This is a genomic window from Methylobacterium sp. WL6, from assembly GCF_008040095.1.
Taxonomy (GTDB): domain Bacteria; phylum Pseudomonadota; class Alphaproteobacteria; order Rhizobiales; family Beijerinckiaceae; genus Methylobacterium.
In genome coordinates, this window is sequence record NZ_VRVH01000147.1 from 1 (window position 1) to 10994 (window position 10994).

At 70.0% G+C, this 10994-nt stretch carries 10 protein-coding genes; 2 read left to right on the top strand and 8 right to left on the bottom strand.

The window, feature by feature from the left end:
* The 6 genes from FV230_RS17655 to FV230_RS17680 all read right to left on the bottom strand — a co-directional run.
* Positions 1-499: response regulator (locus tag FV230_RS17655; RefSeq protein ID WP_147843330.1), on the bottom strand; the 499-nt coding region annotated here is incomplete at its 3' end.
* Between the two features lie 100 nt (positions 500-599).
* Positions 600-992 (bottom strand): response regulator, encoded by a 393-nt coding sequence (locus FV230_RS17660; protein WP_147726982.1) that lies wholly within the window; start codon positions 990-992, stop codon positions 600-602.
* Between the two features lie 43 nt (positions 993-1035).
* Positions 1036-1518 (bottom strand): chemotaxis protein CheW, encoded by a 483-nt coding sequence (locus FV230_RS17665; protein WP_147726973.1) that lies wholly within the window; start codon positions 1516-1518, stop codon positions 1036-1038.
* A gap of 89 nt (positions 1519-1607) precedes the next feature.
* Positions 1608-4361 (bottom strand): hybrid sensor histidine kinase/response regulator, encoded by a 2754-nt coding sequence (locus FV230_RS17670; RefSeq protein ID WP_147843331.1) that lies wholly within the window; start codon positions 4359-4361, stop codon positions 1608-1610.
* A 120-nt stretch (positions 4362-4481) separates the two neighbouring features.
* Entirely contained in the window at positions 4482-5132 is a 651-nt protein-coding gene (locus tag FV230_RS17675) for a hypothetical protein (RefSeq protein ID WP_147843332.1), read from the bottom strand.
* Positions 5129-6352, bottom strand: a complete 1224-nt coding sequence (locus FV230_RS17680) for an ATPase (RefSeq protein WP_147726976.1) — start codon at positions 6350-6352, stop codon at positions 5129-5131. Before FV230_RS17680 ends, FV230_RS17675 begins: the two co-directional genes overlap by 4 nt.
* Positions 6353-6639: 287 nt before the next feature.
* On the opposite strand from FV230_RS17680, the gene FV230_RS17685 reads away from it, so the two are divergent.
* Positions 6640-8484, top strand: coding sequence for a cation:proton antiporter (locus tag FV230_RS17685; protein WP_147726977.1), 1845 nt, complete (start codon positions 6640-6642; stop codon positions 8482-8484).
* A 28-nt stretch (positions 8485-8512) separates the two neighbouring features.
* Here the strand turns inward: FV230_RS17685 and FV230_RS17690 are convergent, their stop codons facing one another.
* On the bottom strand, positions 8513-8929 hold the full coding sequence (locus tag FV230_RS17690) for a hypothetical protein (RefSeq protein WP_147726978.1): 417 nt from the start codon (positions 8927-8929) through the stop codon (positions 8513-8515).
* A gap of 246 nt (positions 8930-9175) precedes the next feature.
* Between FV230_RS17690 and FV230_RS17695 the strand changes: the two genes are divergently transcribed.
* Positions 9176-10351, top strand: coding sequence for a VWA domain-containing protein (locus FV230_RS17695; protein ID WP_147843333.1), 1176 nt, complete (start codon positions 9176-9178; stop codon positions 10349-10351).
* Between the two features lie 10 nt (positions 10352-10361).
* Here FV230_RS17695 and FV230_RS17700 read toward each other — a convergent pair whose 3' ends face one another.
* On the bottom strand, positions 10362-10682 hold the full coding sequence (locus tag FV230_RS17700; RefSeq protein ID WP_147726980.1) for a 2Fe-2S iron-sulfur cluster-binding protein: 321 nt from the start codon (positions 10680-10682) through the stop codon (positions 10362-10364).
* Positions 10683-10994 lie beyond the last annotated feature (312 nt).

Genomic DNA, 10994 nt, shown 5'->3' on the forward strand with positions numbered 1-10994 from the left:
GCCGCGCCGATCTTCTCGAGCATCTCGCCGACCTCGTGGAGCGGGTGCGGCTGTTCGGCGCCGCCCGCACCCGCTCCACGAGGTCGGCGCGGAAGGCGTCGGAGGTGGTGACGCCGCGGTTGCTCTCGGGCTTGGCGAGATAGTCGACCGCGCCGAGGGCGAGGCACTTGAGCGAGATGTCGGCGTTGCGCGTCGTCAGCGTCGACATCATCACGACCTGCACGGTCGGGCTGGCCGCGAGCATGCGCGGCAGCGCCTCGGTGCCGTCGAGCTCGGGCATGTCGATGTCGAGCAGCACCACGTCCGGATCGTGCCGCGTCATCATCTCCACGGCGATTCGGCCGTTCGAGGCGGTGCCGACGACGGTGAAGCCGGCCTCGCCGATCCAGCGCGCGACGAGCCCGCGCACCACAGCCGAGTCGTCGGCGATCAGCACCTTGATCGGCACGGACGCGGTCGCCCACGGCTTGGGCGCGAGGCTCGGGTTGGCGGCCAGCATGGGTTCGGCATCCCAATGACGATGGGGGAGTGGGGGTCGTTCGACGTCGCGGTCCAGCCAGCTCGACCGAGCCGACGCGGGCAGCCGGATCGGGCCTGCGTCAGGCCGCGGCCTGGACGACGCCGACCTGCTCGAGCTTGGCCGTCAGGATGTCGCGGTCGAACGGCTTCATGATGTACTCGTCCGCGCCCGCCCGGAGGGCCCGGGCGATGGCGCCGACGTCATTCTCGGTCGTGCAGAACAGGATCTTCGGGCCGTTGCCGTCGGGCCGCTGGCGCAGGGCCTGGAGGAAGGCGTAGCCGTCCATGTTCGGCATGTTCCAGTCGAGCAGGATGACCTGGGGCATCGCCTCGGCGCAGCGCAGCAGGGCGTCGCTGCCGTCCTCGGCTTCCGAGACGTCGAAGCCGAGCGTCTCGATGATCCGCCGCGCCACCTTCCGGATCACGGCGGAATCGTCGACCACAAGGCAGGTGCGGGTTTCGGCTGAAGCGATGGTCACGGCGTCTTGCCCTCTCGGCTCTTTGCTGTCGGCGACGTCACGCTGCGGTCGCGCCGGCGCGTTCGGACGCGAAGACCAGCAGCGCGTTGACGTCGAGAATGACGAGCAGCCGGCCGTCGAGGCGATGGACGCCGAGGGCGAGGTCGCGCCAGCGGGCATCCAGGTTGATCGGCACCGGCTCGTGCGTCTCGACACCGAGCTTCAGCACCTCGCCGACGCCGTCGACCACGAGGGCGAAGGTCTCGCCGCCCTGCTCAAGGCCGATCGCCATGCGCGCCGCACCTTCGGCCGCCGGAAGGCCGAGCCGGCGGCGCAGGCAGATCGCGGTGACGACGCGTCCGCGCAGGTTCAGCAGGCCGACGATTTCGGGTGGGCTCAACGGCACCGGCGTGACGCCGGCCGGGATGAACACGTCGTGCACCCGGTCGATGGCGAGCCCGAACATCGTGTCGCCGACGAAGACGGTCACGAAGTCCTGGGTCGTTCCCGCCTCCGTGGCGTTGCTGTTGGCAGCCTGCATGGTGGTGTCTCCCCGGCGTCGCGGCGCCGTCAAACCAGGATGGTCGGTTCGCGCCGGGATCGGCGCGGCACCGTCGGGACGGGCCGGTCTCAGGCGGCGTGGGCGCGGAGCGCCGCGTTCGGCGCGGCATCGAGCTCGGCGAGCGCCGCGACGAGGCCGCTGCGGTCGAACTTCGCCACGAGGTCGCTGATCGCGAGGGTGCGGGCCCGCTCGACCGCATCGGCCCCGATGGTGCCGGTGAGGCCGATCACCGGGAGGCCGGCGACCCGCGGGTCGCCCGCCCGCATCGCGCCGACGAGATCGAAGCCGCTGCGGCCCGGCATCTCCAGGTCGGTCACCACGACGCTGATCCGCGCATCCGCCTGGAGGATGGCGAGCGCCTCCTCGGCACCGGGCGCCGTGACGACGCGGTAGCCGGCGGCCTTCAGCACCGGGCTCAGCATGTCGCGGAAGAAGGCCGAATCGTCCACGAGCAGCAGCGTGGCGGTCTTCGCCGAGGGCGCCTTCGCGCCGCGCGCCCAGTCGTCGTAGGCCAGCGGCAGGAAGTGGGCGATGTTGATGATGTCGGTGGCGCGGCCGCGCAGCACCGCCGACCCGATCAGGTCCGAACGCTCGGCCGCGATCTCGATGTCGAGGCGCTCCTCGACGATGTCGACGATCTCGTCGACCACGAGGCCCATCGCCCGGTCGCCGTCGGAGAACACCACCAGCGCCTGCGTCCCCTCGGTGCGGATCGCGATGGCCTCGTCGGCCGGGACCAGCGGCATCAGCCGGCCGCGATACTGGATCAGCGGACGCCCGCCGAGCCACTCGACCTTGCCGGCGTCGATCTCCTCCAGCCGCGTGACGAGCGACAGCGGAACCGCCTTGAAGCTGCCGGCGCCGCCCTTGAACACGAGGAGCGTGGTCTTCGGGTCGCCGAGCTCGGCCGCCTCGGCCTCGGCCTCGATCGGGCCGCCGCCCTGCGCGCCCTGGCTGACCTGCCGCGCGATGCCGTTCGGGTCGACGATCAGCACCACGGCGCCGTCGCCGAGGATGGTGTTGCCGGCGAACAGCGGGATGTGGCGCAGCTTCGAGGACATCGGCTTCACGACGATCTCCTCCGTGTGGAAGACCTCGTCGACGAGGATGCCGAAGCGCTGGCGCCCGACCTGGGCCACGACCACGAAGCCGGTCTCGGTCCCGGTGTCGTCCTGGCCGAGCAGGCCCTTGAGGGTCACGATCGGCAGCAGCCGCTCGCGCAGGCGCAGCACCGGCGCATCGTTGATGCGCTCGATCCGCTGCGGCGCGGTGGCGTCGACCCGCACCAGCTCGAGCACCGCGAGCTGCGGCACCGCGAAGCGGCTCTCGCCGGCCCGGACGATGAGGGCGGCGACGATCGCCAGCGTCAGCGGGATCTTGATGGTGAAGGTGGTGCCGACGCCCTTCTGCGTGGCGATGTCGATCACGCCGCCGATGGTCTCGATGTTGGTCTTCACCACGTCCATGCCGACGCCGCGGCCGGAGACGGAGGTGACGGCGGCCGCGGTGGAGAACCCGGCGTCGAAGATGAACTTGGCGACCTGCGCGTCGGTCATGCGCTCGACGTCGGCCTGGGTCGCGATCCCGCGCTCCACGGCCTTCTTGCGGATCGCGACGAGATCGAGCCCCTTGCCGTCGTCGGCGATCTCGATCGTGATGGTCCCGCCCTCGTGGTAGGCCGAGAGGCGGATCGAGCCGCGGGCCGGCTTGCCGGCCGAGATCCGCTGCATGGTCGATTCGAGGCCGTGGTCGGCCGAGTTCCGGACCATGTGGGTCAGCGGGTCCTTGATGACCTCAAGGACCTGCCGGTCGAGCTCGGTCTCGGCGCCGAGCATCACCAGGTCGATCTGCTTGCCGAGCTCGCTCGACAGGTCGCGCACCACCCGCGGCAGCTTCTGCCAGGCGTTGCCGATCGGCTGCATGCGCGTCTTCATGACGCCTTCCTGCAGCTCGGCCGTCACGTGGGAGAGCCGCTGTAGCGGGACCTTGTAGCTCGAATCCTCGTGCTTGCGCGCGATCTCGAGGAGCTGGTTGCGGGTCAGCACCAGCTCGGACACCATCGTCATCAGGTGCTCGAGGGTGTCGACGTTCACCCGGATGGTCTGCATCTTGGCCAGGCCGCCCTCGGGGGCCTCGGCCGGCGCATCGCCCGACACCGGGGCCTTCGCGAGCGGGGCCGGAGCTTCCTGCACGGGGGCCGCCGGTGCCTGTGCGATCGGAGCTGGGGCGACCGGCGCCTGAGCGATCGGCGCCGGCTCGGGCATCCAGGCGGAGGGGGCATCGTCAGGGCCGGGGGCCGCGAGGAACGCGGCTTCGAGGTCCTCGAGCGAGACCTCGCCGGGCTTGCTCTCGCGCACGACGATCTCGGGCAGCTTCGGCTCCGGAATCTTAAGCTCCGGGAGCTTGGGCTCGGCGATCTTGGGCTTGGGAGCTGCGGCGGCCTCGGGCGTGCCGAGCGACATGCGCTCCAGCGCCTCGATCAGGTCGGCGTCGCTGCCCGCGGGCTCGGTCCCGGTGGCTTCGAGGTCGGCGAGGATGAGCTTCAGGCGATCGAGCGTCGCGAGGATCAGGCTGACGGCCGGGCTGGTCACCGCGAGACCGTCGCGGAAGCGACCCATCAGGGTCTCGGCGGCATGCGCCAGCGCTTCCAGCCGCGGCAGGCCGAGGAAGCCGCAGGTTCCCTTGATGGTGTGCACGAGGCGGAAGATATTCCGGAGGATCGTCTCGTTGTTCGGATCCTGCTCGAACCGGACGAGTTCCGTGTCGACGGTGTCGAGATGCTCGCCGCTCTCAGTCAGAAACTCGCGCAGAAGGTCGTCCATCGGCGGTACTCGGATCACGTCTGCACGCACGTTCGTGCAGACGCATCCTGGCGCGCGAGCGGTTAGGGAAGCGTTTCCTCGGACCCGTTTTTTCGTGCGATGGCGTCGTGTCGTCCTGCGTTACAGCGACTTGCCGTCGTGCCAGACGCAGTTCGAGGCGAGGATCGCAAGATTCACGTCCGATTTTTGCGGTTGCGGTAGGGTTTTACCGTCCATCGCGAGATCGATCTTGATCTCCACCTGGCCCTTCGACTCGTTGGACCGCCGGGAGAAGTAGCAGTACTGCTGGTAGGGCTGGTCGGCGCTGTCCTTGAAGTTCCAGCCGGTCACGATCTGCCCGTCGAGATAGGGCACCTGCTTGAACACGGTGAAGGTTGTGTTAACGATCGCCTTCGAAGCCGGCGCCGCGTCGGGCCCGAGCTGCGCCTTCGTCGGCGTCGGGGCGCCGGCGGCCTTCGGCAGGCCGCCTTCGAGCTTCAGCACGTTGTCGGTCAGCGTCACCTCGCCCTTGGTCTTGAGCGTGACGTCGGAGAGCGCCGCCTGCATCGCGGCGGCGATCTTCTCGGCGGCGGTGTCGAACTGGTTCATCATGGCCCAGCCGTAGGCCGCCGCGCCGATGCCGATGCCGGCCAGCGCGGTGAAGATCCCCGCGCCTGCCGCCCGGAACAGGAAGGCGCGGGCGAAGACGATGCGGGATTCCGCCCGCAGCCGGCCGTTGACCTGCTGCGCGAGCGCGATGTTCTCCGGCGACCCCTGCGCGACGTAGCTCATGCGCCCGCTCCCGCGCTGGCGGCCGGAAGGTTCGGCTGGTTCGCGGCCGCGATCCCCGGGGCGATCCCCGTGGCCGGGCGGTTGATCGGGATCACCGCGCCCGTCGCCGCCTCACGGTTCTGCCGCGGCAGCACCGGCTCGAGGTTCTGCTTCAGCGCCTCGGTGATCGATTCCAGCATGTAGGGGGTCGCCTCCGGGTTCACGGCGGCGCCGAGGTCGTCCTCGTCCATGAAGGTCTTGCGCACCGAGACAGCGCAGAGCGCCAGGATCGTCGAGGCGAAGGCGGCGCAGAGGGCCGGCAGGAACACGAAGATGCGCAGGAAGGCGTGCACCTGCTGCTCGGACACGTCGATCGGGTCGACGCCGTAGACCATCGCCGTGAAGGAGTGCAGCTGCGAGCGGTTCACGGCGTTGCGGTAGGCCTGCTCGGCGTCTGCGACCTTGCGCTCGGCGGCGCCGCGGTCGAGCTGCGCACGGGCCTTGCGCGCCTCCTCGAGATCCTTGGTCAGCACGCCGCGATCGGCCGAGGCCTTGGCGACGCTCGACGAGAGCGTGGCGGTGCGCGGGTCGGTGACGCATTTCAGGTTCTGGTAGCGCACGCCGCGGCTGTTGGTGCCGAACACCTTCTCGCAGCGCTGCGCCGGCAGCGCCGAGAGCTGCGCCGCGTTGTCCGCGGCGCGCTTCTCGATCTGGTCGAGCTCGGTCGTGTACTGCGCGACCCGGGCGTCGGCCGAGGCGATGCGGTTGTCGATGGTGCTCCGGTCGGCCTGCGCGTCCTTGAGCGCGGTCTTGGTCTTGGAGGCCTCCATCAGGCGGGGATGGAACATCATCTCGCCGAGCTGCGAGACCGACTTCGTCGTCACGCCGGCGGCGAAGATGATGCCGACGACCGCGAGCGCCCGAATGAAGTACGAGCGCTGCGTCCGCGCCAGGATGCCCAGCGGCACGCGGCACAGCTCGACCGCGGCGTAGACCAGCGGCGCCAGCAGCATGAAGTAGAAGGCGTGGTTGTCGCCGTCGCTGTAGACCGCCGCGAACAGCCAGGCGCCCCAGAGCGAGGCGCCGATGACCATGAACTCGACGAGGTAGGCGATCGCGACGTAGCCCCACTTGATGCGATAGCCCTTCTCGACATGGCGCTCGTGCGTCCACCTGTCGGACTCGATGGCCCAGGCACGGCGCTCGCGCTGGACCTCCCGGCTCGGGGGCATCTTTCGCATGGGGCTCTCTAAGCTCGGATCGTATGCGACGCGCGGTTGAGCGTAACCGTTCGTTAATCGTTTTCGCTAAGCGGGCATTGTGCCGAATTTGGGCCGCATGGCGGCCATCCACCGGAACCGCATCCGGGGTGGCGCAAATGCCTCACTTCGAAGTCGCGAATTCGGACGGAGCGGCCGGCCAATCGCGCCGCGGCGGCGTTTCGAGGTTGCTCGCGCGGCGCCCACCTCGCATGATCGCGGCGACCCAAAGCAGCGCCACCCGACCAAGAGGTTCGAACCGACCGCCGATGCCCGACGTCCATGCCGGCTCCTATAAGGAAGCGATCCTGTTCCTCGTCACCGCGGGCGTGGTGGTGCCGCTGTTCCATCGGCTGCGCATCAGCCCGGTGCTGGGCTTCATCGGGGCCGGCGCGCTCCTCGGGCCGTTCGGGCTCGGCCGTTTCGCCGACCAGTTCCACTGGGTCTCGCTGTTCACGATCGGCAACCGCACCGAGATCGCGCATCTCGCCGAGTTCGGCGTGATCTTCCTGATGTTCATGATCGGCGTCGAGCTGTCCTGGGAGCGGCTGCGCACGCTGCGGCGCCTGGTCTTCGGCCTCGGCTCGATCCAGGTGATCTGCTCGGCCCTGGTGATCGGGTCGATCCTATTCGGGCTGAAGGTCCCGCTGGCGGGTGCGGTGATCGTCGGCATCGCGCTGGCGCTGTCCTCCACCGCCGTGGTGCTGCCGGTGCTGGCCGAGCAGCGGCGGCTCAACACGCCGGCCGGGCGCGCGAGCTTCGCGGTGCTGCTGTTCCAGGACCTTGCCGTGGCGCCGGTCCTGTTCGCGATCGCGGTGTCGGGCCGCAGCGACGGCGCCGACATGGGCGGCGCGCTGGCTCTGGCTCTCGCCCAGGCGGCGATCGCCCTGGTGCTGATCGTGGTCGCCGGCCGCCTCGCGCTTCGGCCGCTGTTCCACCTCGTGGCGCGCACCAAGTCGGCCGAGCTGTTCATGGCGGCCTGCCTGCTCGTCATCGTCGCGACCGCGCTGACGGCGGCCGCCTCGGGCCTGTCGATGACGCTGGGCGCCTTCGTCGCCGGGCTGCTGCTCGCCGAGACCGAGTACCGCCGGGCGATCGAGGCCACGATCGATCCGTTCAAGGGGCTCCTGCTCGGGGTGTTCTTCGTCTCCGTGGGGATGAACCTCGATCCCGCGCAGCTGCTGGCGGCGCCCGGCGCGATCCTCGGGCTCGCCTTCGCGCTGCTGTTCATCAAGGCGGCGGTCGTGGTGATGGCGGCGCCCGCGCTCAAGCTCTCTCGCGCCGTCGCCCTGGAGACCGCGATGCTGCTCGGGCCGGGCGGCGAGTTCGCCTTCGTGCTGATCGGCGGCGCAATGGCCGGCGGCCTGGTGCCGGAGCCGGTCGGGGGCGCGGCGCTGATCGTCACCACCGTGACGATGATCATGATCCCGGGCCTCGCGGCGCTCGGCCGGCGGATCGGGAAGCGCGCCTCGAAGAACCAGGCCGGGCGGGTGCGGGCCGACCCGCCGCCGGACAAGCAGCAGGACCGGGTCATCGTCGCCGGCTACGGCCGGGTCGGTCGGCAGGTCGGGGAGATGCTGGCCCGCCACAAGATCCCCTACCTCGCCCTCGACGCGGACGCCGCCCGCGTCGCCGAGCAGCGCCGGCTCGGCAAGCCGGTCTATTTCGGCGATTCCTCGAACACCGAGCTGCTGCGCCGCTGCGACATCGCCACCGCGCGGGCGCTGGTGGTGACTCTCGACAACCCGCACGCGGTCGAGGCGGTGGTGATGGCCGCCCGCGCCGAGCGGGCGGACCTGACCATCGTCGCGCGCGCCCGCGACGCCAAGCACGCGACCGCGCTCTACGAGCTCGGCGTCGACGACGCGGTGCCGGAGACGATCGAGGCCTCGCTTCAGCTGTCGGAGGCGGTGCTGGTGGATGTCGGCGTGCCGATGGGCCTCGTCATCGCCTCGATCCACGAGCGCCGCGACGAGTACCGCGCGATGCTCAAGCGCAAGGAGACCGATACGCGCCCGGTCTTCCGGGCGCGACGCACCGTCGGCAAGGCGCACGAGGCGCCGCGCGAGGCGCCTCCCAAGGACGAGCCCGCTCCGGTGGTGCGGCGCGCCTGAGCCGGGCGCGGACGCCGCGCGCCTGCGGTCAGATCAGGTTCGGCATCGCCTCGCCGTGCCAGTCGCGCGCCTCCGGCTTGGCCGCCCGGACCGCGCGGGCCGGCTCGAGCCCCTCTGCGAAGCTGCAGCGGTAGACGATCTCGTCGGGCGGTCCGAGCCCCATCGAGAGCGGCACCGTCACCGTGTCGCCGTTGAAGCGCCAGCCGCGGGCGCCCTTGTCCCAGTACAGCCAGACCGTTCCCGGATGCCCCTTCAGCGCGAACACCGCCGCCTTGCGCGAGATCGCCTGGACCGTGCGCGGCAGGTACATGCCCTTGTCGCGGTAGGCCGCGCGGGCCGCCTCGGGCTGGCGATCCATGAAGGTGTTGCGAACGACCTGAATCATCGCGCCCGGCTTCCCGAGAAACCGCTTGAATTCGGACATGTTGCGTAGGATGACTGCCATCGCAGACCTCCTGATTCCGGGCATGTTGACTCTCGCCACGCCCGGCTGGACTCGATGCATCCGAGATGATCGATTCCGATGACTGTTTGCGTGACCGTGCGAGCCCGACTCGACGGGATATCAACAGGAATGAGGACTTGTACCCAGGAATCCTGGCCTGCCGGAGCCCATCGTCCCGCCGCACCGCCCTTCAGGTGATCGCGACCGGCGCTTGACCCGATGCCCGCCGCGGCGCGTTATCGAGCGATGCTGCTTCAGTTCTTCACAGCGCTGCGCGAGGCGCGCGTCCCCGTCTCCCTGCGCGAGTACCTGGTCCTGCTGGGCGCGCTCGAGCGCGACCTCGCCGAGAAGCGGGTCGAGGAGTTCTACTTTCTCGCCCGTACGGCCCTGGTGAAGGACGAGGGCCATCTCGACCGGTTCGACCGGGTGTTCGGGTCGGTCTTCAAGGGCCTGGAAACCGTCGGCGAGGCTGTGGCGCCAACCGCGATTCCGGAGGAATGGCTGCGCAAGCTCGCCGAAAAGTACCTCACCGATGCCGAGAAGGCGGAGATGAAGGCGCTCGGCTGGGACAAGCTGTTCGAGACCCTGAAGCAGCGGCTCGCCGAGCAGAAGGAGCGCCACCAGGGCGGCTCCAAGTGGATCGGCACCGGCGGCACCTCGCCCTTCGGCGCCTACGGCTACAACCCGGAGGGCATCCGCATCGGCCAGGACGGCAACCGCAACTTCCGCGCGGTGAAGGTCTGGGACAAGCGCGAGTTCAAGGATCTCGACGACACCGTCGAGCTCGGGACCCGCACGATGCGGCTGGCCCTGCGGCGGCTGCGCCGCTTCGCCCGCACCGGGGCGGCCGACGAGCTCGACCTCGACGGCACGATCCGCGAGAGCGCCCGCCAGGGCTACATCGACGTGCGCCTGCGGCCGGAGCGGCGCAACGCGGTGAAGGTGCTGCTGTTTCTCGACGTCGGGGGCTCGATGGATTGGCACGTCGAGCAGGTCGAGGAGCTGTTCTCGGCCGCGCGCTCGGAGTTCAAGCACTTCGCGCACTTCTACTTCCACAACTGCCCCTACGAGGCGGTGTGGACCGAGAACCGCCGCCGCCACGACGCAGCGACGCCGCTCGTCGACGTGATCCGCACCTATCCGTCGGACTACCGGGTGGTGTTCGTCGGCGACGCATCGATGAGCCCCTACGAGATCGCGGCGCCCGGCGGATCGGTGGAGCACTGGAACGAGGAGCCCGGCGCGGCCTGGGTGCAACGGGTGCTCGCGCACTTCCCGAAGGCGGTGTGGCTCAACCCGGTGCCGGCGCCGCAATGGGGCTACACGCAATCGATCGCGATGATGCGGCGGCTGTTCTCCGACCGCATGTTCCCGCTGACGCTGGAAGGCCTCGACGGGGCGATGCGGGCGCTGCTGCGTTGAACCCGATCGCTCAGCCCTGGCGGGCCGGCGTCGTCACCGTGAGCCCGTCGAACTCGGGCTTGATGCGGATCTGGCACGAGAGCCGGGACGTCGCCTTCACGTCGGAAGCGAAATCGAGCATGTCCTGCTCCATGTCCTCGGCCGGCCCGACCGCCTCGGCCCAATCGTCGGCCACGTAGACGTGGCAGGTGGCGCAGGCGCAGGCGCCGCCGCACTCCGCGTCGATCCCCGGCACGTTGTTGCGCAACGCCGTCTCCATGACGGTGGCGCCGACGCTGCCCTCGACGGTCCTCGCCGTTCCGGCATGATCGACGTAGGTGATCTTGGGCATCCGTAACTCCGGGCTCGTGGATCGGGCGGGCAAATGTCCGGCGAGCGCCTGGCCTGCTTGGCGGGGCATGACGCGGATTGCAAGCACGCGAACGTTGTGACGCGTCGGCGGACACCTGAGGGATGGGTTTGTCGCTGCAAGCTACGCGGCAAGCCGCGGCGTGTTCCCCTCCCCTGCAACCCGAACCGCTTATGCCGCAGATGTCGACCGCTCAGGATCAGCCGGCGATCTCCGCGAGCACGGCCGCGACCGCCGGTCCGAGGGCGGCCACCGCGTCTGCGCCGTCGCCGCCGAGTCGGCGCTGCGCGGGGG

Bases quoted from the DNA above. Each gene is read 5' to 3' on its own strand.
- FV230_RS17665 (WP_147726973.1), bottom strand. From the start codon at position 1,518: ATGCAGGCTGCCAACAGCAACGCCACGGAGGCGGGAACGACCCAGGAC.
- FV230_RS17670 (WP_147843331.1), bottom strand. From the start codon at position 4,361: ATGGACGACCTTCTGCGCGAGTTTCTGACTGAGAGCGGCGAGCATCTC.
- FV230_RS17675 (WP_147843332.1), bottom strand. From the start codon at position 5,132: ATGAGCTACGTCGCGCAGGGGTCGCCGGAGAACATCGCGCTCGCGCAG.
- FV230_RS17680 (WP_147726976.1), bottom strand. From the start codon at position 6,352: ATGCGAAAGATGCCCCCGAGCCGGGAGGTCCAGCGCGAGCGCCGTGCC.
- FV230_RS17685 (WP_147726977.1), top strand. From the start codon at position 6,640: ATGCCCGACGTCCATGCCGGCTCCTATAAGGAAGCGATCCTGTTCCTC.
- FV230_RS17690 (WP_147726978.1), bottom strand. From the start codon at position 8,929: ATGGCAGTCATCCTACGCAACATGTCCGAATTCAAGCGGTTTCTCGGG.
- FV230_RS17695 (WP_147843333.1), top strand. From the start codon at position 9,176: ATGCTGCTTCAGTTCTTCACAGCGCTGCGCGAGGCGCGCGTCCCCGTC.
- FV230_RS17700 (WP_147726980.1), bottom strand. From the start codon at position 10,682: ATGCCCAAGATCACCTACGTCGATCATGCCGGAACGGCGAGGACCGTC.